Origin of the sequence: Adonisia turfae CCMR0081, assembly GCF_011009555.1 — a bacterium.
Taxonomy (GTDB): Bacteria; Cyanobacteriota; Cyanobacteriia; order Phormidesmidales; family Phormidesmidaceae; genus Leptothoe; species Leptothoe turfae.
The window spans coordinates 43,340-67,160 of record NZ_QXHD01000004.1 but is presented as its reverse complement, the minus strand read 5'-3'; the positions used below and the strand labels follow the sequence as shown (position 1 = coordinate 67,160).

At 47.9% G+C, this 23,821-nt stretch carries 26 protein-coding genes; 17 read left to right on the top strand and 9 right to left on the bottom strand.

What is annotated here, in order from left to right; all coding sequences use genetic code 11:
- Positions 1-53 precede the first annotated feature (53 nt).
- Complete coding sequence (locus DXZ20_RS04425) at positions 54-668, bottom strand: phycobiliprotein lyase (RefSeq protein ID WP_163661911.1); 615 nt, start codon at positions 666-668, stop codon at positions 54-56.
- Between the two features lie 120 nt (positions 669-788).
- Here DXZ20_RS04425 and DXZ20_RS04420 point away from each other — a divergent pair, with 120 nt between their 5' ends.
- Genes DXZ20_RS04420 through DXZ20_RS38675 form a run of 3 tightly spaced genes read left to right on the top strand, consistent with a single transcriptional unit; the run spans position 789 to position 1,596 of the window.
- Positions 789-1,160 (top strand): nucleotidyltransferase family protein, encoded by a 372-nt coding sequence (locus DXZ20_RS04420; protein WP_163696688.1) that lies wholly within the window; start codon positions 789-791, stop codon positions 1,158-1,160.
- Positions 1,157-1,330, top strand: a complete 174-nt coding sequence (locus DXZ20_RS04415) for a hypothetical protein (protein ID WP_163696686.1) — start codon at positions 1,157-1,159, stop codon at positions 1,328-1,330. Before DXZ20_RS04420 ends, DXZ20_RS04415 begins: the two co-directional genes overlap by 4 nt.
- Positions 1,327-1,596, top strand: coding sequence for a ribonuclease toxin HepT-like protein (locus DXZ20_RS38675; protein WP_431732096.1), 270 nt, complete (start codon positions 1,327-1,329; stop codon positions 1,594-1,596). Before DXZ20_RS04415 ends, DXZ20_RS38675 begins: the two co-directional genes overlap by 4 nt.
- Here the strand turns inward: DXZ20_RS38675 and DXZ20_RS04410 are convergent.
- Positions 1,591-2,433: a DUF8738 domain-containing protein gene (locus DXZ20_RS04410; RefSeq protein ID WP_250565612.1), complete on the bottom strand. Its 843-nt coding sequence runs from the start codon at positions 2,431-2,433 to the stop codon at positions 1,591-1,593. The two genes, DXZ20_RS38675 and DXZ20_RS04410, sit on opposite strands and share 6 nt — an antisense overlap.
- Before the next feature lie 737 nt (positions 2,434-3,170).
- Between DXZ20_RS04410 and DXZ20_RS04405 the strand changes: the two genes are divergently transcribed.
- The gene (locus DXZ20_RS04405; RefSeq protein ID WP_163696682.1) at positions 3,171-4,199 is read left to right on the top strand and encodes a hypothetical protein; all 1,029 of its coding nucleotides are present in this window, start codon (positions 3,171-3,173) and stop codon (positions 4,197-4,199) included.
- A 113-nt stretch (positions 4,200-4,312) separates the two neighbouring features.
- A complete protein-coding gene (locus tag DXZ20_RS04400) occupies positions 4,313-4,660 on the top strand; it encodes a DUF4189 domain-containing protein (RefSeq protein ID WP_163661899.1) in 348 nt (115 codons plus the stop codon).
- A 132-nt stretch (positions 4,661-4,792) separates the two neighbouring features.
- On the opposite strand, the gene DXZ20_RS04395 is transcribed toward DXZ20_RS04400, so the two are convergent.
- Positions 4,793-5,098: a hypothetical protein gene (locus tag DXZ20_RS04395; protein WP_163661897.1), complete on the bottom strand. Its 306-nt coding sequence runs from the start codon at positions 5,096-5,098 to the stop codon at positions 4,793-4,795.
- A gap of 327 nt (positions 5,099-5,425) precedes the next feature.
- Positions 5,426-5,977, bottom strand: a complete 552-nt coding sequence (locus tag DXZ20_RS04390; protein ID WP_163696680.1) for a DciA family protein — start codon at positions 5,975-5,977, stop codon at positions 5,426-5,428.
- Between the two features lie 132 nt (positions 5,978-6,109).
- Here DXZ20_RS04390 and DXZ20_RS04385 point away from each other — a divergent pair, with 132 nt between their 5' ends.
- Positions 6,110-7,456: a hypothetical protein gene (locus DXZ20_RS04385; RefSeq protein WP_163696678.1), complete on the top strand. Its 1,347-nt coding sequence runs from the start codon at positions 6,110-6,112 to the stop codon at positions 7,454-7,456.
- Between the two features lie 76 nt (positions 7,457-7,532).
- Complete coding sequence (locus tag DXZ20_RS04380) at positions 7,533-8,213, top strand: PspA/IM30 family protein (RefSeq protein WP_163696676.1); 681 nt, start codon at positions 7,533-7,535, stop codon at positions 8,211-8,213.
- A gap of 34 nt (positions 8,214-8,247) precedes the next feature.
- Here the strand turns inward: DXZ20_RS04380 and DXZ20_RS04375 are convergent, their stop codons facing one another.
- Positions 8,248-9,405 (bottom strand): histidine kinase, encoded by a 1,158-nt coding sequence (locus DXZ20_RS04375; protein WP_163696674.1) that lies wholly within the window; start codon positions 9,403-9,405, stop codon positions 8,248-8,250.
- Between the two features lie 397 nt (positions 9,406-9,802).
- Here DXZ20_RS04375 and DXZ20_RS04370 point away from each other — a divergent pair, with 397 nt between their 5' ends.
- From DXZ20_RS04370 to DXZ20_RS04350, 5 genes are all read left to right on the top strand, one after another.
- Entirely contained in the window at positions 9,803-10,375 is a 573-nt protein-coding gene (locus DXZ20_RS04370; RefSeq protein ID WP_163661888.1) for a hypothetical protein, read from the top strand.
- A 176-nt stretch (positions 10,376-10,551) separates the two neighbouring features.
- Entirely contained in the window at positions 10,552-11,013 is a 462-nt protein-coding gene (locus DXZ20_RS04365) for a hypothetical protein (protein WP_163703386.1), read from the top strand.
- Between the two features lie 125 nt (positions 11,014-11,138).
- Positions 11,139-12,233 carry a 3-dehydroquinate synthase gene (gene aroB / locus DXZ20_RS04360; RefSeq protein ID WP_163661886.1) on the top strand — a complete coding sequence of 365 codons (1,095 nt, stop codon included), beginning with the start codon at positions 11,139-11,141 and terminating at the stop codon, positions 12,231-12,233.
- A 182-nt stretch (positions 12,234-12,415) separates the two neighbouring features.
- A complete protein-coding gene (gene hisB, locus DXZ20_RS04355) occupies positions 12,416-13,051 on the top strand; it encodes an imidazoleglycerol-phosphate dehydratase HisB (protein ID WP_163671558.1) in 636 nt (211 codons plus the stop codon).
- Between the two features lie 68 nt (positions 13,052-13,119).
- Entirely contained in the window at positions 13,120-13,821 is a 702-nt protein-coding gene (locus DXZ20_RS04350; protein WP_163696672.1) for a Uma2 family endonuclease, read from the top strand.
- A 6-nt stretch (positions 13,822-13,827) separates the two neighbouring features.
- Here DXZ20_RS04350 and DXZ20_RS04345 read toward each other — a convergent pair whose 3' ends face one another.
- Both DXZ20_RS04345 and DXZ20_RS04340 read right to left on the bottom strand, forming a co-directional pair.
- Complete coding sequence (locus DXZ20_RS04345; protein ID WP_163696670.1) at positions 13,828-15,477, bottom strand: CocE/NonD family hydrolase; 1,650 nt, start codon at positions 15,475-15,477, stop codon at positions 13,828-13,830.
- Complete coding sequence (locus DXZ20_RS04340) at positions 15,477-15,938, bottom strand: cupin domain-containing protein (RefSeq protein ID WP_006515866.1); 462 nt, start codon at positions 15,936-15,938, stop codon at positions 15,477-15,479. The genes DXZ20_RS04345 and DXZ20_RS04340 overlap by 1 nt, the downstream gene beginning before the upstream one ends.
- Before the next feature lie 608 nt (positions 15,939-16,546).
- Between DXZ20_RS04340 and DXZ20_RS04335 the strand changes: the two genes are divergently transcribed.
- On the top strand, positions 16,547-17,767 hold the full coding sequence (locus DXZ20_RS04335; RefSeq protein ID WP_250565610.1) for a PP2C family protein-serine/threonine phosphatase: 1,221 nt from the start codon (positions 16,547-16,549) through the stop codon (positions 17,765-17,767).
- A 57-nt stretch (positions 17,768-17,824) separates the two neighbouring features.
- Here DXZ20_RS04335 and DXZ20_RS04330 read toward each other — a convergent pair whose 3' ends face one another.
- A complete protein-coding gene (locus DXZ20_RS04330; RefSeq protein WP_163696668.1) occupies positions 17,825-18,745 on the bottom strand; it encodes a vitamin K epoxide reductase family protein in 921 nt (306 codons plus the stop codon).
- Positions 18,746-18,895: 150 nt separating this feature from the next.
- Positions 18,896-19,708: a photosystem I biogenesis protein BtpA gene (gene btpA, locus DXZ20_RS04325; protein WP_163661878.1), complete on the bottom strand. Its 813-nt coding sequence runs from the start codon at positions 19,706-19,708 to the stop codon at positions 18,896-18,898.
- A 304-nt stretch (positions 19,709-20,012) separates the two neighbouring features.
- Between btpA and rimO the strand changes: the two genes are divergently transcribed.
- The 4 genes from rimO to DXZ20_RS04305 all read left to right on the top strand — a co-directional run bounded on the left by rimO (position 20,013) and on the right by DXZ20_RS04305 (position 23,696).
- Positions 20,013-21,374 (top strand): 30S ribosomal protein S12 methylthiotransferase RimO, encoded by a 1,362-nt coding sequence (gene rimO / locus DXZ20_RS04320; RefSeq protein ID WP_163696666.1) that lies wholly within the window; start codon positions 20,013-20,015, stop codon positions 21,372-21,374.
- 38 nt (positions 21,375-21,412) lie between these two features.
- The gene (locus tag DXZ20_RS04315) at positions 21,413-22,807 is read left to right on the top strand and encodes a DEAD/DEAH box helicase (protein WP_006515861.1); all 1,395 of its coding nucleotides are present in this window, start codon (positions 21,413-21,415) and stop codon (positions 22,805-22,807) included.
- 103 nt (positions 22,808-22,910) lie between these two features.
- A complete protein-coding gene (locus DXZ20_RS04310; protein ID WP_250564847.1) occupies positions 22,911-23,123 on the top strand; it encodes a hypothetical protein in 213 nt (70 codons plus the stop codon).
- Between the two features lie 54 nt (positions 23,124-23,177).
- Complete coding sequence (locus DXZ20_RS04305) at positions 23,178-23,696, top strand: Tic20 family protein (RefSeq protein ID WP_163661872.1); 519 nt, start codon at positions 23,178-23,180, stop codon at positions 23,694-23,696.
- Positions 23,697-23,821: the final 125 nt, after the last annotated feature.

Here is a 23,821-nt window from a genome sequence, read left to right as displayed (position 1 = left end):
CCCTACGAAATTTTAGATACCCATAGCATAAGGGCATCCACAAGGAAGTGCCCCTACCAACCCATTGCTGCCAATTGTGATGTTTGGTCAAATGCCTCAACCGCTGCAGTATCTGCCAAAGGCGTTCCCTCGATTGCTTTGCCATCTACCACACGGGTTTCTGCACAGAAGGATGCCGTATTAAACCCACCAAACCGTTTGACGATACTGCTACGCATCCGCAGATCAGGGGTGACAAACCAAAAGCGCTCGACAGAGCTCATGGTGTCATACTCGGTCTCTAGTATTAACCCGTCTTCATCATCCATTTCGTAGCGACCGACTACGGGTACGATTTCGGCATAACCGCGTTCACGCAGCAGACGACCCTTGCGAGAATTGTCCTGATCAGGAACCAAGGCAAAAACTGTAGTCCCTTCATGGTTTCCTTCACCATCGCGGTCCCAGGCCATTTCACCATTCCAGGCAACATAGGCACCACCCACAGCTAATGCTGGGTCGATTTCGTGGAGTTCACAAATGGCAATGATTTTTTCGTTCGCTTTGTCGAGGGCTTCGACGGTAATGTTAGAGCCACCCAACTCAGCCCGTCGGAAGGGCAGGTGGTGGGTGGTTCGTTGGGATTGCCATTGCCCAGCGCTATGCTGGAAAAATTCCATTACATCCATAGGTGCATTGAGGATTTGATGCTTTTCCTTATGATAAACCGCTACGGAGAGGGTTTTCCATGGGTTGGGCAGTGAGGTCAGCTAAGATTGGGCTGGACCAAGTTTCAGGCTCGAACACTAATGGCTAAAACTGCGTTAGAGCTGACACCAGAAGAATGGAAGCAGTACACGGTACCCAAAAGGCAAGTGTCTGCTGAAGTGATAGCGCGTTGGGAAAAGGCTTGGGAACTCATCCCTGAACTGACGGCACTGCTGAGAAATAGATTTGGTGCAACGCAAGTGAAGGTGTTCGGTTCTGCAATTAAGGCAGACTATTTTTCGCTGGATTCGGATATTGATCTGGTAGCTTGGGGTATTCCAAGTGAGCAGTATTATGATGCCTTTTTGGCTGTGATGGACTATAGCGAGGAGTTTAAGGTGGATTTGGTGAACCCTGGCACCTGTCGGCCATGGATTATGGAATCGATTGAAGAAGAGGGCATTGAAGTTTGAGTAGACTTGCCCAGCGAATTATTAAAGAATTTCAGTCGATTAATGTTGCTCTTGAACGTGCTGTGTTGAGTTGGCAAAAATTTGAGCGAACTGACGATGAACTATACGTTGACAGTGCTGCCTTGAATTTACAAGGTGCTTACAACGGTGTAGAGCGTTTTTCGAAATAATTGCCCTCGATGGTGAGCGACCAGCTGGCAATAATTGGCATCAACAGTTACTCCATCAGCTGGCAATGGAAATGGGTACGATACGCCCTGCTGTGATCTCTGGGGAAAGTTTGCAAGGTTTGGATAACTACAGAGCTTTTCGGCATATTGTCCGTCATGTTTACTCTGAAGAATTTGAGGCTAAAAGGATTGGCGAGGTGGTTGGTGAGTCTCGACAAGTTTTTACGCACTCTCGAAACACTATCTATTTTGGGAGACAATTATGAGTCAATTTCAGGTATTTGATTCTCTTGCTGAGAATATGAAAGCTTCCCATCAATGTCTAATACGACAACTTCACGAGCCTTATCTGCCCCTCCCCCAGTACTCACACTTTGAAAAGTAGTATCAGCCTCTGAGAGCCCAGACATAGGGCCGGTAATCAGGTTTGGAATAACAGTATTCGTACTAGCTGCTTCATTTAAGAGAATCGTGTTGCCAAGATTGTCGGTGTGATAAATCCAGTGGTAATCACCATCGGTAACAATGGCCCGCCAGCCCATAATCGCAATTTCAGGGCAATCACCTGTTTCGCTGGGCAAACCGTAGCAACCATCCCATACTCTCGTTTGGGCCTGGGTAATAGACAATGCCGGTTCACGTCCCTCAGCTTCCGTTACATCGGTGTGTACCGTTTGCAAAATCCGAGCTTCGAGGGAAGGCGGCAAATTATTGTCCAACGTAGAACGACGTACCTGGTTGCCAGTCAGGTCAGTGCGATAAAAATAACTTTCGCCCGTTGGTGCAATCGCTTCCACTTGCCACCCCTCCGTCAGGGCCGCTAAGCATAACTCGGCTGGGCCACCCAACCCCAGACAGCCATCAAACCAGGTTTCATGACTATAACGGGCAATGTTGATTTGGTCAGTCGGGATGCCGAGATAGTTGGAAAGCTCCGTTTGAACACGGTTACGAACAGAGTCGGGTAGAGGTTGGACTTCAACTGTTTGCTCAATTTCTGGGGCAGTCATGATGTCTGGCCCAGGTGAGCTTTCTGGCATGGGAGCCTCAGCTAAGAGACACCCCATAAGGAATAAGGTTGTTAAACGCATGGGGCAAAGCATAGAGAAACCTCCTTAAGGATGAGTTCACTCTAGACCTGACTGTAAAGAAACAACCCTGCGTTACAGATTTTGAGACAGGGGGTTTGATACCACAACACTGATTTATGGGAAGGCTATCTGAAAGATGAGTTCATCCTAGACCTGATTGTAAAGAAACAACCCTGCGCTGCAGATTTTGAGACAGGGGGTTTGATACCACAACACTGATTTATGGGAAGGCTATGTGTTGTAAGGGATTGCCGCTCTCCTAAATTCTCTCTGTAGAGTCTAAAAGGATGATGCAGATCACAGAAAACTGTAAGATAGATCTCCTCTTTTGTTGATATCTCCCCAGAGTAAAGTGCCTTGATCTAAATCAGATTGTTCCCGGCAAGAGAACAGTTTTCAAACTGTCCTGTGTGAATAGGGCAACACTATCGTCTCAGAACGAAATTGCAGCATTTCAACCTGTGCCGCTTAGAAGAATGGTCCCTTCTCATCATGTCTTCAACAACGGATGGCTAGGGTCTAGGTGTTGCCGCTGGGTGCTATCTATTGCTCTCTTCGGAGAGTTCCATACTATTTCTCACTTTTTTCAAGATAATTTCTATCCTTAAAAGCATTGAGTTCTCATGCCAATGTGACGTGCAAACGTCTTCATGCATCAGGACGTTTGCTCTATCGGAATCAGGTGTGTCATATCCGCAGCGGCATGCAATTTCTCTTATCGTTGTCACCTTCAGGATGCACACACAGTAATGGCTGTACATACAATGGGTCTACCATCAGGCCTAGTAGATAATATTGATCTTGTTATTCGTCAGGATGCGCGCGAATTAATCGAGCGTATTGAGCAGGGACTAGCGTCTGAGCATCTATCAAAATCTGCTTATCGTGAGTTGGGTAAGTTGCTTGAGCAAGTGCCTCATCTAGAACTTACCAATGATCAAATGTTGATGCCAATGATGCAATTGGCGGTCAGTTTGTTGTTGCCGACAGATGCGACACCGAAAAATAATCAATCTCCAGCTATGTCTATGGCGGAGCGAGTTTCTTTGGCTCGGGACATTCGTAAACGCATTGCTCGTGAGATCCGAATTTATCGAAATCCACTGGTGGCTGTGCTTAGTGCTGGCGGGTCCCCTGCTGCACAGTTGATTTCAGGCTTGACGTGGTTCACAATCACAATCTCATTATTGATTGGCAGCACCACCGCCGCCCGCATGTTTTTATCGAATCAATATAATATTGGCTACCAGCACGGCATCAACCATGCTCAACCCATTGATAAAGCTGATGATGAAGCTGCGGGTGAACCCTCGGAAACTGGCGATGCCCTAGTTGTGAGCGAGTCATCAGGTTCTGCCACCATCGCTGAGGGAGAAGCCAAGGGGTCCCAGGTGGAACTGTTTTCGTCTCAAGAGTGGCAGTACATTCAGCTGGTGCTGGCGGCTGGTGGTTTGGGCAGCATTGTCAGTGTGATGCTGCGATCGCGAAAACTGGAAAACCGTAATCGGTCCCAGTCAGTGATTCCCTTCTTTATCGGTTTCTTTAAGCCAGTGGTGGGTACCGCCTTTAGCTTGCTGGCCGTGGCCCTGATCGAATCAGAGATTGTAGTCGTGTCCGGATTTAGCCCCAGCGAAGCGGAGACTCAGTCTAAGTATCTGTACTTTGCGATCGCATTTATTGCTGGATTTAGCGAAGTATTGGTACCCGATTTCCTGGCCCGCACCGAAAAGTCGATGTTATCGGGTGGGGATAGTAACAAAAAGGATGATCTCTCCTAGGTAGATTCGGATCATGTATGACGGCCCCGTAAAGAGGACTACGGGGCCGTTCTGCATTTGGCGCTTGTGCAAAACTCAAGTTATATCGCCGTTTTGTTGTTCCTTAATAGTCTATGCTAAAGCCTATTTTTCTGAGTTTATTGATATTGAGCACAATCCTGGTAACGCATGTCCAAGCAGCTCAACGATATGGTGCGATCGCTATTTCTCATTCCGGTGATTGGGGAGTAGCCACTAACTATTTATCTGTCAACAGCGCTGAGCGGGAAGCTCTACGTAGCTGTGGAGACATTAACTGCTCCGTTCGGGTATCATTCCGAGGCTGTGGTGCCATTGCTGAATATGATCGTACGCTTTCTTGGGGAGTAGCTTCCACATTAATCCGCGCTAGAGGACAGGCCTTAAGTGCTTTAGAAGGGCAAGGCGAGATTCTTGCCGAAGTATGTAATCGTGAGAACTAAGGTTTAGGAGATACTAAATCTAGTTTGATTTGTCTAAATTTAGATCAAAAGAGGCAATGGTACATTTTTACCATTGCCTCTTGTTGTTTAAGTAAGTCTTACTCTAACCTTTGCTCATCTATTGATATTTAACTATTGAGAAATCTTGACGACTAATGGCTTTTCAGAAGATGAAAACCGGTTGGATGGCATCGGTAAAGGTTCTGAAGCTATCTGTTTCTCTTGCGCAACTTTCGTTAAATCTATCCCCGAAGTTAAGTCTATCTCAGCACTAGTAACGTTCGTTAATTTTTGGAACGGTGATTTTGCTAAAGAGCATGTTTTCCAAACAGATTGAACGTGTACTCCAAATTGCGAACATTCTCCTCCACGGCGACCAGTAGGCGTATAAAACCGGCACGCACCGCATCGCGCAATTTCACCTTTTTTAATACTCATGAAAAAAATAATTGAGAGACTCACTAAACGCCTTAACTTTCGTCATTGTGGATTAGTTAATGTATAGGATTCAACATTGGGAAAATGTTAAAAGCTTGATACGCCAAGACTCGGCAGTTAATTTAAGTTCGTTATCTTCATTAATGTTTTCTTTATATTTTCTTTAAATAAATCAATGTTTTGAAGGTGTCTGGGATCATTTACTGATGGGTGATCCCCATAAATATTACCCGATGAGATAGATGGAATTACGGCTGTTAAATTTCAAAAAATATCTATCTGAAAGCTTGAACTGTAAAATTATTTTTGCTTATTTATTGTTGATTGCTATTTCCAAGTTTTGGTGATGCATAGGGCGCACATTGTCCATCTTGCGATTTCTCCAGGAGGGCAATGACAATGGCATTGTGGACAAATCTCTTGGGATTCTTGTTGTTTCTTTTTCATATTTGCCCATAGAGCATAGGCTTCTTCAGGTGTTTTTGTTGATGTCTCTTGAGGTGATTCTTCGGAATCTGTTTCTCCAAGATAGCTAGGGTGAGCCTTGACCCAGTCGCTGACGGGTTGCGTTTTGCGTACAGGTTTGGTGTGCCACTGAGCGCTGGAAAAGCGAATGTCATGCAAAGGAACTGCTATGAGGCGATTGAGTTTATGAAGAATGCGTCGACGCTCCAGGGTTAGGGTTTGAGTCCAGGATGCATTGGCGACGGTAACATAAAGGATGTGGCGCTGAATGCTGACAGGTTTTGTCTGGCGGGCGACGACATACCCCACAGTTTTCGGCCAATATTCAACAACTTGGGCAAACTGTCGTCGGGATTGCCAGTTGGGGTGGGCTTCAATATCTGTAATGAGCGATCGCAATCCAGAAAATCCCATCCTTACCTCTTGCTAAAACAAATTACTCTCATGATGTACGGACTTTGCGGCTAACGTCCCTTAACTAACGTGCTAACGTATGGTCTATCAGCAGACGCTGCCCGCTTTTACCTGTTATTTTAGCTGTGCTCCATGGCTTCTTCCTCAGACAACACTCCCCCTCCCATGCCTCCTCGACCCGGTTCAGGGCCGGAAACTGAGATTGATCCGCAGCTAGAAAGTGTTCTGCGAAATCTTAATGTCAATCTTGAGGATGAGCTCACCCGCTATCGGCGTCAACGCCATGGGCGAGTACCACCGCCGCCACCGCCACGTCGGGCGGCCCACCGTAACACGCTTGACTTAATTTCTGTGTCAGTATCAACACCGGCAGCAGCGTCAGATGCTGGGGGAACGCTTAAGCAACCACCTACACCGCCACCGCCACCGCCAAACCCCTTCCTGAAGGATGCTTCTGAGTCATCTGGTCTAGAAGATGAACTGCCGCCGACTCTGGAGCAGCTTGCGGATGTTGACGAATTGACGTCGGACGTGGCGGAGTCTGAGCAGATGGATGCTGACACGGATGTCTCTGCGTTGTCGGTGCCTGCTAACGATATGCCGGCAGAAGGCTATTTAGAATCCTCAGAAGAGCTGTTGAAGAGTATTGAGGAGGAGCAGGCTGATCCAGAGTCGGTGCCTGAACCCTATTCTCCTGGGCGCAAGAGTAATATTTTGTTGAAGCTAGCAGGCTTGGTGTTGGTGCTGTTGGCTGGTATCGGTGTTGGGTTTGCCATTACCTCCCCAGCACAATTGCAAAAACTGCGATCGCAACTCTGGCCAGCGAGCGAAACCGAGCCTGTTGATGCTGACACTGACACTACTGCTGAGGGTGCAGGTGATTTGCCTGAGGTACCTGCCTCTACTCAGCCAGCGGCCACTGCTCCGGATCCTGCCTCCGATGGCTACAAGCCGCCAGGTCCCGATCTGTCTACTCGTGAGTTTAAAGAGCTTGATAGCGTCGAAGATCTAGTGACCTTAGATGTTGATGGTGTCAATGGTTCAACCTCTGCTCCGGTGACATCGCCATTGCCTAATCCAGCACAGTCTCCATTGCCAGCACCCGGAACCGCTGCTGCAGATAGTCAACCGGCTGTTACTAACAATCCGACAACGAGCCCGATCGGTACAGAAACAAATTCTGCGGCTGTGCCATCAGCCACACCAGCCCCTGCTACACCAGCACCGACAGCCACACCGCCCCCTGCTCTCACCACAGCCGTAACAGGCTCTAATTTCTATGTGATTGCTAGCTACACGGGGGATGCTTCTTTAACCAAGGCACGTGAGTTAGTGCCCGACGCTTTTGTGCGGAACTTTAAGGCTGGTGCTCGTATTCAGCTGGCAGCCTTTGATAATCGTGCCCAAGCTGAAGAACAGGTGCGATTTTTGACCCAACAAGGTGCAATTGTAGAGCTCTTTGGCCCCACGAACGAATAGCCCCCCTGCTATCCTAAAAATGGTGCTGTGTGTGAGTTGCGCAGCATCATTTTTGCGTATCAAGCTAAAAACTTCCATGGGATTGCTAGATCGTTTCTTTCGAGTGGTACGTGCCAGCCTTAACGATGCGCTCAATGGAGCTGAAGATCCAGAGAAGCTGCTTGAGCAAACGACGGCGGATATGCAGGAAAATTTGCTGCAACTGCGGCAGGCAGTAGCGGTTGCGATCGCAACTCAAAAGCGCAACGAGCGGCAGTGTGAGCAGGCGAATGCCCAAGCCCGTGAGTTTTACAATCGTGCCCAGAGTGCCTTGGTTAAAGGGAATGAGCCCCTAGCACGTGAAGCTCTCAACCGCCGTCAAAGCTATTTAGAAACGGCCCAAGCTTTGGGGGGGCAGCTGCAACAGCAGAAAGATACCGTGAAGCAGCTAAAAGCCAATATGCGCACGCTGGAAACTAAAATTGCCCAGGCGCGCACCCAGAAAGATATGTACATTGCGCGGGCCCGCTCAGCGAAAGCGAGCCAGAAGCTGAACGAGATGATGACTCAGGTTAATCAAGGTGCATTTGATCAAATCGAAGACAAAATTTTATCTATGGAAGCCAAGGCAGCGGCAGCGGCAGAACTCAATGATCTCGGTCAAGATGCCCTAGAGAAGAAATTTTCAGCTTTAGAATCTGGTCGTGACCCCAATCAAAATCCAGTGGATGCTGAGATAGCCGCCATGAAAGCTCGCCTGAAGTTACCTGAAGGTTGAAGCAGATTATTGTTCGATTTCTGTAGTCCAGTTCTTATAGTTCTGATAATGGTTGCCGACTGTTCGACTGCTTAAAGACAGGGAGTGTGAAGTGAAACGTACTCCCCGCTTGGGGAGCTGAATCAACCCAAATTTGACCATAATGAGCCCTAACAATGCGCAAACATAGGGCTAACCCAAGGCCATAACCATCCTGGGACTGATCTCTCTGAAGCCGAAAACTCTCCTCAAAAATACGGGCTTGTTTATCAGCGGGGATACCGGGTCCCGTATCTTGAATACTGACTTGAACCTTCTGAGTGGTGCGATGTAATGCCGTAATCATCACATCACCCCCATTGGGCGTATATTTAATCGCATTATCCAAAAGATTCACAATCACACGACGTACCTGATTGATATCGGCATGCACCTGGGGTAAATCCTGGGGAATATCGAGGCCAATAGTCTGTTGCTTGTTTTTGACTTTAGTGATCATTGAATCCACGACTTCTTGGCAGAGCTCCTGTAGATTCAACTCTCTTGGAAAAATATGGAGATCAACGCTGGGGCCATGGGCTGCCTGCAAAATATCCGTGATCATGCGATCAATGGAGCGGATCTGAGTTTTGGCGTTGCGCAATAGTTGCACCGTTAGCTCAGGCCGAAAGCGCGCACGACGCTCATGGTTAGGGTCATACCCCATTTCTAGGGTCTCAATAGCGATGGAAGCTGCCGTCAGTGGATTGCGTAAATCATGGGCCAACATTGCAATAATGCGATCCTTGAATACTAGCTTGGCATTCGCTTCAGCATTGAGTTGCTTAAGCCGAAAAATTTCATCTGATAGGTGAATGATTTCCGTTGACTGAGCAATTGACGGATTATTGACAAGATGACGTTCCGAAGTATCACCGCCGTTTTCAACTTCTGCCTGCCAGCGTGACCACCAGTAGTCAATCTGAGAAATAATGTCACTGCCGGTTAGTGTTTGGCGTCCTCCCTCCGAAATTTTAATGAGGGTCGGAGTCACGACTAGCTTAAAGTGTTCAGCCAAATAAGGCTGCTCACTAACATCAATGACCTCCAAAACCGGCTCAATTTGACTTTCTAAACCTTCAATATGCTGACGGATCTGGCGAATTTGCTCAGCAGAACTTGGCCGCTTATCAATAAACAGCAAAAGCTTTAGCGGCACTTCAAGGGACGGCATAGATGAACGTTTGACTCCTGCTCAGCGATACGGCATATCCAATGGCTGGGTGCCTAGCTAGCCAGTTATTCTTTTAGCCTACATCGTTCCAACGATGGATGACGGTGACTCTTTCAAAGAATTATGCAGAATGCCCCCTAGTATTCCAGACAGAGTACACTCTATGCCAGTTATAAAACCCTCCCATACGGAATCAAAAGCCTCAAATTTGTAGGGAATGATAGCGGTAATTTGGCTAACTGACATGAATGCAATCGTTAAAGAGATATTAAAGGAACGCTGCTAATCAGGTTTACCCATAAATTTCTCACCTACAGTGAGAGATAAGAGTTTCCTTTTTGATCGCATTCAGTCATTCGTTAGCGGTACTCGGTAAATACAGTGAGGCGCGCTGGTCATGCAAGTGTTAACAGTTATTCAACGTCACATCCGTCAGCAACGTATTCAGAAACAGATATGCGGAAACACTTTGCGTACAGGGGCTCTGCTGGTGGGAACTGCAACGTTGTTAGTTGCCCATGCCGCTAATGCCAGAATGTCCATGCAACCGTCGCTAGAGGTTGATACGGAAGTCATCCACCCTCTATTAGCTCAGGCTGCCCCGTCTGTTTCTACACCCCTCAGCAATGGCATTTATCTTTTTGGTGAACAGCCTTTACCCGATCAGTTGCAAACTGCCTACATGGTATTCGAAGCACAAGCAGGTGAAGTTGTAGGAGCGTTCTATTCTCCACATTCCTCATTCGATTGTTTTCGAGGCAGTGTAGAAAACGCACAGCTTTCCTTGGCGATTACTGAAACCTATTCCCAAGAGGAATATGATTATGCCCTCGATCTCGAAGATACCGCTGTTGCTGGACCAGGTGGACGTCAATTTGCGATTGAAGGGTTCCATCAAATTGACACTGTTAGCGACAACGATCTGCGTATGCTGAACACCTGTCAGGCCCACTATAGTCCGACGATCTAAGCAGATCAATTTCACTTTCGTTTAATCAGCTACAGTTTCTTCTGGTGAGCTCATTTATTTTTTTCCTTAGTAGCATTTGCTAACTATCCAAAGATGCAGAATGAATGCCTTGGCTATTTGCCTAGGCATTGTTTTATCTTGGTAGGTGAAATTTTTTGACTTCCCTGGTCGTAAGTGTGAACGCAGCAGAACAAGCACGAAGCATCGAGTATGCCAGTAAAATAGCCGCTATTGTGGGTGCCTTTAAGGGGCAGCTTCCTGATTTACGCTCTGACCTTAAACCCTGGGCAAACGATCCCGATACAAGAGAGCTCGTTGATCCTGATTCCATCGATATCGGGTTTCATTTCCCTGGCTTTAGCCGCTCATTCAACTGCCGTAGTCTTCTCGTGCAGATTCGTCTTCATTCAGTGGCTGAGGGGACAACCCAAGGTACAGCGGATGCTGTAGCAAATATTGTCAAGGCGATTGGTGTTGAAGTCGTTGGGTTTAACCACCATGGTGAACAGTGGCATCTTTCTACCATTAACAACTGGCAGTTTGAAGGTGTAGCTCCACCTCAGGCTAATGCTGGGGAAAAAATCAAGCTTTGCTGTCGAAAAATTTTTCAGGTGTTTAACCCAGAACCCGAGGTTTAGTGGAGCCTGAGGTTTAGTGGAGCCCAAGGTTGCGTAGGGAATGCGTTGTGCTTCCCCATTCCCTTACTCCCTACTACTGTTTACCCTGAGCAGTAGGATAGTTGAGTACACCGTGACTCAATGCAATGAAGACCGTTATCCCCGTCGAGCTACCCCAAACTCAATATGACATCAAAATTGCTACTGACGGGCTGCAATACTTAGGCCCCTGGCTCGCTGCCGCTGGCAAAGCTGGTAAGGTGCTGCTTGTTTCTAACCCTGCTATTTTTCAACACTACGGCGAAACCGCCTTGACCTCTTTAACGGAGGCTGGTTTTGAGGTTAGTCAATGTGTTTTACCTGCTGGAGAGCAATACAAAACTCTACAGTCTATCGAGAAAATCCATAGTGTTGCGTTTGACCACCATTTAGAACGCAGTTCTACCATGGTGGCTCTAGGTGGTGGTGTAATTGGCGATATGACGGGCTTTGCTGCAGCCACCTGGCTACGGGGTATTGCGGTTGTTCAAGTGCCTACTTCATTACTAGCCATGGTTGATGCCGCCATCGGGGGCAAAACTGGCGTGAACCATCCTCAAGGAAAAAATCTAATTGGTGCCTTTCATCAGCCGAGTTTGGTGCTGATTGATCCCAGTGTTTTGAGCACACTCCCTGAGCGTGAATTTCGCGCTGGTATGGCTGAAGTCATCAAGTATGGAATTATTTGGCATGAAGGTCTGTTCCATCAGCTAGAGCAAGCCGAGCGCCTCGATCAGCTGTGCTTTGTTAGTGAGGCTCTGCTCCACGATATTCTCAAACATTCTTGTCAGGCTAAAGCCGATGTTGTCAGTCAAGATGAAAAAGAGGCTGGACTGAGGGCTATTCTTAACTACGGCCATACCATTGGCCATGCGATCGAAAGTCTGACCGGTTACAAATCCGTCAACCATGGTGAAGCTGTCGGCATTGGCATGGTTGCAGCGGGTGCGATCGCAACCACCATGGATCTTTGGCCCCAAACCGCCACCGACCGACAACTTGCCATCATCCAGAAAACCAATCTCCCCACCAAGCTTCCCGCCACCCTCAACATCGACGCCATCCTCAATGCCCTCCGCAGCGACAAAAAAGTTAAATCTGGCAAAGTCCGCTTCGTCCTCCCCAAACGCATCGGCGAAGCCTGCGTCACGGATCAGGTGACCGATGACGTTATTCGAAGTGTTTTGGAAACGATGTTCTAGGGGTGGAGAGGCAGCGGGCAATGGGGAGTAGGGAGACTCTTTTCCTCAGATAAACTAGAGCTGAGATCAATGTCGAACGACGATTACTCTTTTACGGTGCGTAGCGAATGCGTAGCAGCGTAATTCCCTTAGATTCCATCCAGGGTAACCACAAGGGCAGTCCCTACACCCCCATAACCACCATGCAAACAAAAGCAAACCCAACCACTAATCTCGAATTCCCTACTCGTACCGCCACCGTCACCCGCACCACCAAAGAAACCGACGTCACCGTCACCCTCAACGTCGACGGCACTGGTCAGTGCAATGCCAACACTGGCATTCCCTTTCTTGACCACATGCTCCATCAAATCGCCTCCCATGGCCTCTTCGACCTCGACATTCAAGCCAAAGGCGATCTCGAAATCGACGACCATCACACCAACGAGGATGTTGGCATTACTCTCGGCATGGCGCTGCACCAAGCCTTAGGTAATCGCACAGGCATCGTCCGTTTTGGTCACTTTGTCGCCCCCCTAGACGAATCCCTGATCCAAGTATCGTTGGACTTCTCCGGTCGCCCCTACCTCGCTTATGGCCTCGATATCCCCACCCAGCGCGTTGGCACCTACGACACCCAACTCGTCCGCGAATTCTTCATGGCTGTCGTTCATCACAGCCTCATGACGCTGCACATTCGTCAGCTTGACGGCATCAATTCCCACCACATTATTGAAGCCACCTTCAAAGCGTTTGCCCGCGCTATGCGCATGGCTACCGAGATTGATCCCCGTCGTGCCAATGCAATTCCCAGTTCCAAAGGCGTTTTGCAAGTGTAATCACGACTCAAGCAAACAGCCGGTAGAATAAGTACAAGAGTACCTGTGACTAAAACAGGGATAAAGCCATGACAGCGATTATTCCTAACACCCAGACATCTCAGAGTCTTTATCCCAGCGGAGATGGCATGCCTGTGGCTGAAACCTTTGACCATCTCTATGCTCTGCTGATTACATTGGAAGTTTTACGTCAGTATCTGAAAGGTCAGCAAGCGACTGTTCTTGGTAATCAATTCTTGTATTACGCCCAGGGGCTACCCAATATGCGAGTAGCCCCTGATGTGATGGTGATTTTTGATGTAGAACCCGGTGGTCGTGACAACTACAAAATCTGGGAAGAAGGTTCGGTTCCAGCCGTCATTTTTGAAATGACCTCCCAGGGAACTCGACAAAAAGACGAAATTAGCAAGTACGACCTCTATGAAGCCATGGGGGTGCTTGAATATTGGCAGTTCGATCCCAAGGGTGAATGGATTACTGACCGGTTGCGAGGGTACCGCCTGGAAGATGAGGCCTATAAAAAAATTACCGATAGCGTCAGTCAGGTGCTGGGGTTACGATTAGCCGCAGTAGGCACTCTGATTGAGTTCTACGAGTTAGAAACCGGGAAAAAGCTCTTAATTCCTGATGAACTTAAGAAACGCGCTGACCAAGAAGCCCAGCGGGCTGACCAAGAAGCCCAGCGGGCTGATAGAGCAGAAGGTGAGTTAGCAGCACTCAAGGCAAAACTCAAAGCTCAAGGGATTGAGCTAGATGATGAATTGCAGTGATGGCGATTAGGCCATAGGTAAAGTTAGCAACGTATCCCTATCTTGATAGACCGTTAGGGTAATAATCCGCTGATCTATGGTTGGCACGGTATCTAAAGGATAAATTTGTGTTCCAGGGTTAACGGTATAGGCTGGAAAGCAAGCTGCACTGAGGCTTAACCGTAAGGCTTGGCCAGCCATCAAGCAAAAATAGGTGGGTTGCAAAGATAGAGACACGACTTGTGCTTGTCCCCCATGAATACGTGTATAACCCTGTGTCAAATTAAACACTCGATTATCAGGGTAGACCACTGACAGCACGGCACATAGGTCATAACTAGGGGCATCAGCCTGAACTTTAAGCGTTGTCGTCACGTCCCCTGCTACAGCCAAGTCTGCTTCCAACAAAGCAGTTGTATAGGTCAAGACATCGCTGCGACCGTCTAACGCACTGCGCTCAAAAGATCCGGATGGAAAGCTTGCATGTCCTCCCAAGGAGGGCACAGGTCGCCATGGATCATGAACCAATACATCAGGCACTGCAGTTACAGCTGGATCTTCGCAACTGGATGGCACTAAAGCGCCATCATCTTCACGCATGGCTGCTAGACCAGAGCTTTGCAAGCGATAGGTTTGAGTTGTAGATTCACTTGGCCACTGCTCAAACAGTCGCCATTGGTTGCTGCCCATCTCAAAGAGATGTACGGGGCGCTCATCCAGGGGGGCCACATCTTTTTTATCGGTGAGCCAACGATAAAACCAACAAATTTGTAATCGATCAATGGGGTTCATCGCCTCAGGACCAAAATCCACCTCCCCTACCTTTCGACTCCAGGGAATATGGCTCCAAGGGCCCACCCAAAAATGTTGAGGATAGCGGCTTGATGCCATTTCCTTAAATAGGCGGATATCCCCTGTGAGATAAGGGTCAAACCAGCCACCCACATGGAGCATTGGCAAATCGACATTCGTTAAATCGGGCTTAAGTGACTGCCAGTAATCATCGTTTTGGGGATGTGCCAACCAGTCATGCCAAAAAGAATCAGGGGCGTATTGTTTGATGACATCTGGATAGGCAGAGATGGGACCGTTGAGCGGCAAGTTACGAGAAGCGGCTCGTAAGGCGTTAAAGGCAGTTTTGTCTCCTTTTAAGCGAGCGGTTTCTGCGGCTAATTGAATGGCCCAGCCTAAACCAGCCTGCAAACGTAGTGCACCATTTTCATACGCCCAATCTTGGTAAAGGCCGTAACCCACCATGGCCGGAGCTAATGCCTTAAGAGCTGAGGGCTTAGCCTGAGCTGCATAGAGCTGGGTCATCCCCTGATATGAAAACCCATACATGCCAACCCTGCCGTTGCTTCTAGGTAACTGAGCGGCCCACTGAACGCTGTCGTAGCCGTCGTCTACTTCGTGGGCAAACAGGTGAAACTCTCCCTCTGAAGTGCCGCGCCCGCGCACATCCTGAATCACGACAATATAGCCCTGGGCGGCGTACCAGGTGGGGTGAGCATAGACAACCGTGGATGCGATCGCACGACCATAGGGCTGTCGCATCAGCAATACAGGCCACGGACCTTCGGCATCGGGATAATAAACATCTGCATCCAGACGCTTACCATCCCGAGTTTTTAATGAATGTACCTGTTTGGGTTTGACGGGCAGAAAATCAGACGGCATTAAATACTGTGGGTACGTCCTAAAACAGCCATGTCTTCTTCATCTAACTCTGCCGGTATCCCATCACGAATTAATTCCGCAAAGTCCTCATTAGGTACCATGACGCTGAGTAGATAGAGTCGTTGTGGACCAGTGTTTTCAACAAAATGAACACCGTAAGATGGTACTAGGATGCTATCGCCAGTTCTAATTGTTGAACTTTTACCATCACAAACAACTCGACCTTCTCCTTTGATCACATAAAACATTTCTACGGCCACTTGGTGTCGATGGATAGGGGTTCTGCCACCCACATCAAAAATTTCTACACAGCAGGTTAACTTGGCATGGCCCAGGGTAGGATCTACCAAAAGTGCTAGTCGGTTTTTATCATCAGGACTAATGCGAAATACCTGATAATCGCTGGGGGACTTTAGAACGGGTAAAACGCAGCTGTTAGGCAGATCACAGGTACTTTCCATTATGCAAAATCATGCAGATATTAGCGGCGCTTCTTCAGCTTAGAAATCACCCTTAACCCTAGGGTAGTCTTGCAATAATTTTTCACTTAGGAACCTTCTTTACTGCCAAATTAGTGACATATACCTACCAATTTTGTGTTGATTTCCTGGCATGAGGGCACAGTTTTGCTCCTGAGACGTCACAGCTACAGCAAATACATTGATTTTTCTATCTTCACTGCCAATTGCTGAATCGCACATATCTTCTGTGGACTGATAAAATAGGCCATCAACGCTGTGGTTTATGGCTAAGGTTGCTATTTGCTCAGAAAATCATCACAGATGCTTTACTGTTTTTGACCAATGTCCTTTGGAAAGCTGTAATGTGCATATTTGGCCAACCGCCTTCATATGTCTGAATGAGAAGGGTACACTCTAGCTGAAACCAACGTTTCTTATTTAATCAGAGAGTTTTTAGCCTTTAATATCATTCGATTGCTAGATGCTTGTTAATGACTTTGGTAGGACTTCAATGCCATGAGTAGTAGAACTAATAGCCCATGGGGGAATGCCAGTATGGGACTAGGGACATGGCACTATGAAATAAACCTCTGCGTCGTATCGGTGTAATGGTTAAGGCTGCTAATTCTATTGCAGATATTTTGGTGATCGATGATGATCCGATCATTCGACGTATCCTTCAGCGGATGCTGCAAAGCCAGGGGTATCGCGTTGCTATTGCAGAAACCGCCGCCGATGGCCTAGAGCAAGCCTTGGTGATCACGCCACCAGTAATTTTATGCGATTGGCGCTTACCTGGATCCATCGACGGTTTGGAAATTTGCCGTCGATTGAAAGAGCATCCAGATTTGTCCATGAGCTCGTTTCTGCTGATTACGGCCCATGCCGAGACGGCCAGTCGAGTCGAGGCTCTAGAAGCAGGGGCAGACGACCTGTTAATGAAGCCCATCGACATGGCTGAGCTTAAGGCCCGAGTTAAGTCTGGTATGCGATTGTGTCAGCTTACTCGCGATTTGAAAGAGCAAAAGCAGTATTTAGAGAATGAGCTGGCGGAAGCTGCTTCCTATGTGCAGTCGCTTTTGCCCAGGGATACGGATCAACCTCCGGTCAAGATTCAAACTCGCTTTTTGCCATCGCAACAGCTTGGGGGCGATTGTTTTGATTTCTATTGGCTAGATCCTGACTATCTGGTGATATATCTGCTGGATGTATCAGGCCATGGTTTAGGGGCAGCTTTATTGTCCACCTCTGTGCTGAATGTGTTGAGATCGCAATCTTTGCCAGGCACCAACTTCTATCGACCTGACAAGGTGCTTGAAAGTTTGAACAACATGTTTCAGATGACGGCTCAAAATGAAAAGTACTTTACCATTTGGTACGGCGTCTATAACCGCGTTAATCGCCAGCTGATGTATGCCAGTGCGGGGCATCCTCCAGCTGTGCTTCTGTCTCCGCCCCCCCCTCCTAATACAACTGATGTAACTGCGAATGGTAATGGTGGTGGCGCTCCCATGGCTGAAACAATGCGTCTGCGTACCCCTGGTATGCCCATTGGCATGATGCCCGGTACCACCTACACCTGGAAACGTTGTTCGATTCCAGACAACAGCTATCTCTATATTTTCAGTGATGGCGTCTATGAAGTACCTGAAACATCCCTGGCTGAAACCGGAGAAATTCTGGGTTTAGATAGCTTTATTGATCACATTGTTAAATGCCCGCGACCGGGGCAGCTTGATCAGTTAATTAGCCATGCCACTATGCCCAGTATTGATGTTGGGCAAGATCTCTCAGACGATTTATCGCTACTAGAAATTAATTTTAGTTAGAAACACGTAGGGGCGTTCCATGGAACGCCCCTACGTGTTTCTAACCTTGTGAAGGGTTTAATGCTTGAAGTCTGTCGGACCTTGATAGCCGGATGCTTCAGCTAAGGTTGTCAAGGTTTGAGTACCAGGTAAAAATTGTCCGTTGACCTCCCATGTGGGAAAACCGGTAACTTCAGGTACAGATCGGCACAGGGCTGTCTGGGAGTCAGCACCATCCTCAGCACATTCAATGTAGGGCATATATTTCTTGGCTTCCTGTCCGAAGAGCTGTTTTTGATCAAAACAGTGGGGACACCAGTAGGCACCGTACATTTTTGCCCCTACCTCCTTTAAATGCTTCGCTAGGGCAACTTCAGCAGGCCCAGATGTATTGGTAACGGCAGGGCCGGTGTTGCCAACACTACTAGCGGTTGCCGCTGGTCCATTAATACTGATGGAATACATCCCAATAGTAGCCACCAGGGTGACCATTCCCATTATCACGCCACGAAAAACAAGAGCTCCCTGGTCTTCCCATTGGCGACCTAAGAGCGTTAGCAAAAACATTAAGAATGTAAATGTGGCGGAGGCTATACAGTAGAGACAAGCGGCCTTGAGTTCGGTAGCCAGTAGATACATTAGGTATCCACTGAAGACCATCATGCCTGTAGCTCCGATAAACAAGAGCGGCCAGGTTATATCTTCTAGCTTTTGACGCTGCTTAATCTTCTCTTTGTTCAATAACAGTGGCCCTAGGGACAAAGCCACCATGGATAGATAGGCGAGGCAGCCAAACAACGTTAGCGGAATACCAAAAACGTCTGCGTAGGCACTATTCAGTACTTGGTCACAACCCTTTACAGGGCAGGCAGCATCATTACCCATTAGCTTGATCACCGTTAGGTAACCTGTGCCTAAGGCTCCAACGGTTGCGATCGCACCAATAGCTGGGCGCGACCAACGATAAATCCCACGAGTTTCTTTACGGCGACGTCCCATAGTTTACAGATAACTCTAAGCTCATCAAGATCAACAAAAGCAGGGTACCCCAGTAGACAGGCTGCGCCCCCGACTGCATCTTAGACAAAAAACAGGGCCTTCGGTAGAGATATTCCAGAATCATCCCTGTAGGGGCCTTCCATGGCCCCCCTACGGGGATGACGATATTGCATCCACAAATTGGCTTACACGATTAGGATCGACAGGTTGTTCAATGTGCCCCCATCGTTTTAAAGAACTAGAAACAATTACACCATCTGACGATTTCATCAATTTAGGAATATTGTCCACGGTGGCACCACTGCCGATTAACACAGGGATGTTGCCCGCAGCTGCTTTCGCCGTTGCTAGATCCTGATGGGTGGGCGGGTGGCCCGTGGCACCACCAGAAACAATCACAGCATCTGCCAAGCCCCGATGGATAGTATCAGCGACTGCATTGGCCATGGCTGTGTCCGGACTGATGGTACCTACAGGGGTAGCATGCTTAACTAGTACGTCAGCAAAGACCTTAATATCACGACCTAATTCTCGGCGATAACGCATGAGTCGATGGGCATCTCCCTCGATTACACCCTGATCCGTAGCCATTACTCCAGTTAACACATTAACCCGGATAAACGCAGCGCCGGTACAGGCGGCAATGGCCAGACCGCTCTGGGCATCGTTACGCAATACGTTAATACCTAGGGGAAGCGTTACTAGCTGTTGTATACGGCTGACTACAATGGTCATGGCACTGACCACAGCAGGATCTACCGATCCCTTTGTAAAGGGTGCATCAAAAAAATTTTCTATAATAATGCCGTTAGCACCACCGGAGGCCAGAGCAACGGCTTCTTGGACAGCACGGTCTACTACGGCCTGTAATGAGCCTTGCCAGCGAGCCGATGCGGGTAAAGGCAGTAAATGAACGACCCCGATCACTGGCGTTGATGTCTTAAAAAGTGTTTGTAACTCCACAGATCTCAAAAGTTTTAGTTATTGCATGGATCGAGATTATTTACCAAGGATGATGATTGCAGCCGTTCTCACCCAAACGTATTGGCCATTGCATACAGACATAACACAAGCTGCTTTCCCCGATAAATCAACCCTTTTCAGGTAAGACCCACAGAATTGTATAGTTATGTTATAATTTCCTCAACCGGGCCAAAACAATCGCTACCCGTTCAACAGCTCAGTGATAGGTTAGGGTGCTGAGTCATCCGTGCGATCGCAACGCCTGCTTGGAGACCAGCATTCTGTTTTTTGTATAAAAGAATTTATGGTTCGTAAACCAACCGTTGCTATTACTCACCTAGGCTGTGAGAAAAATCGAGTCGATAGCGAGCACATGTTAGGCCTTCTGGTTAAGGCCGGTTATCAGGTTGACGCCAATGAAGAACTTGCTGACTATGTAATTGTTAATACTTGTAGCTTCATCGAAGCTGCAAGGCAAGAGTCGGTTAGAACGCTAGTAGAGTTAGCTGAAGCTGACAAAAAAATTGTTATTACGGGCTGTTTAGCTCAACATTTTCAGTCAGAGCTGCTAGATGAGATTCCAGAAGCCGTTGCGCTGGTTGGGACTGGGGACTATCACCGCATTGTTAATGTGATTGAGCGGGCTGAAGCTGGTGAGCGAGTTAAGGCTGTTTCTGCTGAGCCTACCTACATTGCAGATGAAACAGTGCCCCGTTATCGCACAACTAGTGAAGGCGTTGCCTACGTTCGTGTGGCAGAAGGTTGTGACTATCGCTGTGCTTTTTGCATTATTCCCCACTTGCGTGGCAACCAACGTTCTCGCCCCATTGAATCAATTGTGGCAGAGGCCCATCAGCTGGCCGCAGAAGGGGTTCAAGAATTAGTGTTGATTTCCCAAATAACCACTAATTATGGTGTTGATCTCTATGGCAAACCCAAATTGGCAGAGCTGTTGCGGGCTTTGGGGGACGTAAATGTGCCGTGGATTCGTATGCATTATGCCTATCCCACGGGTCTTACCCAGGAAGTGCTTAACGCGATTCGAGATACACCCAATGTTTTACCTTACCTAGATTTACCTCTACAGCATTCTCACCCTGAGATTCTGCGAGCTATGAATCGTCCATGGCAAGGGCGTGTGAATGATGAAATCATTCAGCACTTAAAGACTGCTTTGCCTGGTGCGGTGCTGCGCACCACGTTCATCGTTGGTTTTCCCGGTGAAACAGATGCTCACTTTGAACATCTCAAAGCGTTCTTGCAGCGTCATGAGTTTGACCATGTCGGTGTATTTACCTTTTCTGCTGAAGAGGGGACTCCAGCAGCTACATTACCAAATCAAATTGATCCAGCAATTATGCATCAACGGCGGGAAGAGCTAATGCTGGCTCAACAAGAGATTTCTTTTAGGCGCAATCAAGCTCAGATTGGTCAAGTTGTGGATGTTTTAATCGAGCAAGAAAACCCAAGTCAAGGTGAATGCATTGGCCGTTCTGCTCGGTTTGCTCCTGATGTTGATGGCCTTGTGTATGTGCAAGGTTCGCCGCCTTTAGCTCAGATAGTACCTGTGCAAATTCACGGGGCTGATACCTATGACTTGTTCGGTACAGTCCTATCTGACGATGCCTCGGTTGCGGTCCAAGCGCCCGTAAGTGTTTCTCTTTGAAATTCCCGCCTGCACTCAATGACCTCAAAGGAGTCTAAATGACATTGTCTTTTGCTGACCTCGGGTTATCTGAACCCCAAGCGCAACATTTGGATGAACTTGGCTTTAAGGAGCCCACACCCATCCAGGCTCAAGCTATTCCACACATGCTTGCTGGGCATGATGTAGTGGGACTAGCCCAAACAGGCACTGGCAAAACAGCTGCCTTCTCCTTGCCGATCTTGGAACAGGTCAACATTAACAAGCGTTCTGTGCAAGCATTGGTGCTCACTCCAACCCGTGAACTTGCTATGCAGGTTTGCCAGGCAGTGCAAGGTCTCAAATACAACTCTCAGCTACGGGTATTACCCGTCTATGGTGGGCAGTCTATCGAACGCCAGCTTAGTCAGCTTCGCCGTGGTGTTCATATGGTTGTTGGTACACCAGGACGCGTGCTCGATTTGCTCAGCCGTGGGGCTCTAAGTTTTGAGCAACTGAGTTGGCTAGTGTTAGACGAGGCTGATGAAATGCTCAACATGGGCTTTATTCAGGATGTAGAAAACATCCTGAGTCATGCTCCAGCAGAGAGACAGACTGCCTTTTTCTCCGCTACTATGGAACCGGCAATTCGTGAGTTGGCGGCTAAGTTCTTAAAGTCGCCGGTGACGGTGACGGTTAAGTCTCAAAATACTGCACCTAAGCGCATTACTCAGCTAGCCTATGTAGTTCCCCCTGGTTGGAGTAAGCCACGGGCTTTGATGCCAATTTTAGAAATGGAAGATCCAGAGTCAGCGATTATTTTTGTGCGGACACGACGCACAGCAGCTGAACTGACTCGTCAATTACAGTTTGCAGGTCATAGTGTGGATGAATACCATGGTGACCTTAACCAAGCTCAGCGGGAGAGGCTGCTGCTACGCTTTAAGCAGGGCCAGGTACGTTGGGTAGTAGCTACTGACATTGCTGCTCGAGGCATTCATGTAGATAACCTGACCCATGTAATCAACTATGAGCTACCTGATAATCAGGACAGCTATGTTCATCGCATTGGTCGCACTGGGCGTGCCGGGCAAGAAGGGCGAGCTGTCTCCATTGTGCATCCTTTAGAGAAGTATCAGTTGCGGCAAATTGAGCGTCATCTGAAGCAGGAGCTAGCTTTTTGTAAGGTGCCAACTCGGGCAGAAATTGCTGCTCGCTCCCTAGAAAAACTACAGACTCAAGTTAAAGAAGCTGTTACCAGTGAGCGGCTGGCTTCCTTCTTGCCCATTGTCTCTCAACTCACTGAAGATTACGATCCTCACACAGTGGCAGCAGCGGCCTTGCAAATGGCCTATGACCAGACTCGCCCTGTTTGGATGCGGGGTGATAAGGAACAATACCTGGCTGAAGAAGAACCTCGTCGTCATCGTCATCGTCGTCATCGTCGTCGTCGAATTGAGACACCCGCATCGTAAAAAGACTTTACCAGACCAGTAAAAACTGGATAAAGTTATGCCCAATAAATTGATACCTCGCCTAAGATAGGCTTAAAGCCTGTTCTTGGTGGGGTGTCATACTATGTTGGTGATTCTGCTAGACAACCAGGTGATTCCGTCAGCATCTGTATGTGCCAGCTGCTTAATGGCAAATCAGAGCGGTCAACCTCGTTTTAATGATGGGAAGCTAGGCTGTGCCAGACAATTGGAGTCTGCTACACCACTGCCTCAGTATCAATGTCAGATGGGCTTTCGGTTGGCTAACATAGAGTCATTTCAACAGTGTGAGCATTAGCATCAAGCTACGCTATGCTGAGAGCGAGGTTTGCAAAAATCACTTGAGCATTATATGACTTGGCGTAGCACCACTGAAATTTCTGACAAGATATTAGGTTCTTTGCCTTATCTAATCGCTTTATTAGACGCTCTTCGAGTTGGCCCAACTCCTTGGGGGGCCTTTGTTAACTTGATTAGCAATTTCCCAGTGCTGGAGCCTGTTGCTACTATCCTTATTGCTCTTGTCGTACCAGTTGAGTTTCTCTATAGTCTGGTGCCGTTTGGTTTTGGTTCGATTGTTGTCTTCTTTGCACTATTTTTCTTTGTGGTGCGCAATCCCAATATCAGTCACTTCATTCGATTCAACACTTTATTGTCAATTCTGATTGGTTTTATGATTACCATCGGAAGCGTTATCCTGAGCCTGATCAACTTGCCAGGTTTAGGTTTAATTAGTGACACGCTCTATAATGTCTTGCTATTTGGTGGTCTTGCAGCTGTTATCTACTCCATCGCTCAGTGTGTGATGGGACGTTATCCTGAAATTCCTACCATTTCGGAAGCTGTGCATATACAACTTGGCCGCTTTTAAGACTTTGGTTTAGACCGAATGCTGGCAGCTCAAGACTCCTCTGACGGTTTTATCTGGCGATTTTAAATTTTTTAAATGGTGATGCCTTGCTGCTAATATGGAAGACCCTTGCTTGACATGCTTTT

Bases quoted from the DNA above. Each gene is read 5' to 3' on its own strand.
- DXZ20_RS04405 (WP_163696682.1), top strand. From the start codon at position 3,171: ATGGCTGTACATACAATGGGTCTACCATCAGGCCTAGTAGATAATATT.
- DXZ20_RS04425 (WP_163661911.1), bottom strand. From the start codon at position 668: ATGGATGTAATGGAATTTTTCCAGCATAGCGCTGGGCAATGGCAATCC.
- DXZ20_RS04330 (WP_163696668.1), bottom strand. From the start codon at position 18,745: ATGGGACGTCGCCGTAAAGAAACTCGTGGGATTTATCGTTGGTCGCGC.
- DXZ20_RS04335 (WP_250565610.1), top strand. From the start codon at position 16,547: ATGGTTAAGGCTGCTAATTCTATTGCAGATATTTTGGTGATCGATGAT.
- DXZ20_RS04375 (WP_163696674.1), bottom strand. From the start codon at position 9,405: ATGCCGTCCCTTGAAGTGCCGCTAAAGCTTTTGCTGTTTATTGATAAG.
- DXZ20_RS04310 (WP_250564847.1), top strand. From the start codon at position 22,911: ATGTTGGTGATTCTGCTAGACAACCAGGTGATTCCGTCAGCATCTGTA.
- aroB (WP_163661886.1), top strand. From the start codon at position 11,139: ATGAAGACCGTTATCCCCGTCGAGCTACCCCAAACTCAATATGACATC.
- DXZ20_RS04400 (WP_163661899.1), top strand. From the start codon at position 4,313: ATGCTAAAGCCTATTTTTCTGAGTTTATTGATATTGAGCACAATCCTG.
- hisB (WP_163671558.1), top strand. From the start codon at position 12,416: ATGCAAACAAAAGCAAACCCAACCACTAATCTCGAATTCCCTACTCGT.
- rimO (WP_163696666.1), top strand. From the start codon at position 20,013: ATGGTTCGTAAACCAACCGTTGCTATTACTCACCTAGGCTGTGAGAAA.
- DXZ20_RS04385 (WP_163696678.1), top strand. From the start codon at position 6,110: ATGGCTTCTTCCTCAGACAACACTCCCCCTCCCATGCCTCCTCGACCC.
- DXZ20_RS04345 (WP_163696670.1), bottom strand. From the start codon at position 15,477: ATGCCGTCTGATTTTCTGCCCGTCAAACCCAAACAGGTACATTCATTA.
- DXZ20_RS04305 (WP_163661872.1), top strand. From the start codon at position 23,178: ATGACTTGGCGTAGCACCACTGAAATTTCTGACAAGATATTAGGTTCT.
- DXZ20_RS04370 (WP_163661888.1), top strand. From the start codon at position 9,803: ATGCAAGTGTTAACAGTTATTCAACGTCACATCCGTCAGCAACGTATT.
- DXZ20_RS04340 (WP_006515866.1), bottom strand. From the start codon at position 15,938: ATGGAAAGTACCTGTGATCTGCCTAACAGCTGCGTTTTACCCGTTCTA.
- DXZ20_RS04380 (WP_163696676.1), top strand. From the start codon at position 7,533: ATGGGATTGCTAGATCGTTTCTTTCGAGTGGTACGTGCCAGCCTTAAC.
- DXZ20_RS04410 (WP_250565612.1), bottom strand. From the start codon at position 2,433: ATGCTTTGCCCCATGCGTTTAACAACCTTATTCCTTATGGGGTGTCTC.
- DXZ20_RS04420 (WP_163696688.1), top strand. From the start codon at position 789: ATGGCTAAAACTGCGTTAGAGCTGACACCAGAAGAATGGAAGCAGTAC.
- DXZ20_RS04395 (WP_163661897.1), bottom strand. From the start codon at position 5,098: ATGAGTATTAAAAAAGGTGAAATTGCGCGATGCGGTGCGTGCCGGTTT.
- DXZ20_RS04350 (WP_163696672.1), top strand. From the start codon at position 13,120: ATGACAGCGATTATTCCTAACACCCAGACATCTCAGAGTCTTTATCCC.
- DXZ20_RS04390 (WP_163696680.1), bottom strand. From the start codon at position 5,977: ATGGGATTTTCTGGATTGCGATCGCTCATTACAGATATTGAAGCCCAC.
- DXZ20_RS04315 (WP_006515861.1), top strand. From the start codon at position 21,413: ATGACATTGTCTTTTGCTGACCTCGGGTTATCTGAACCCCAAGCGCAA.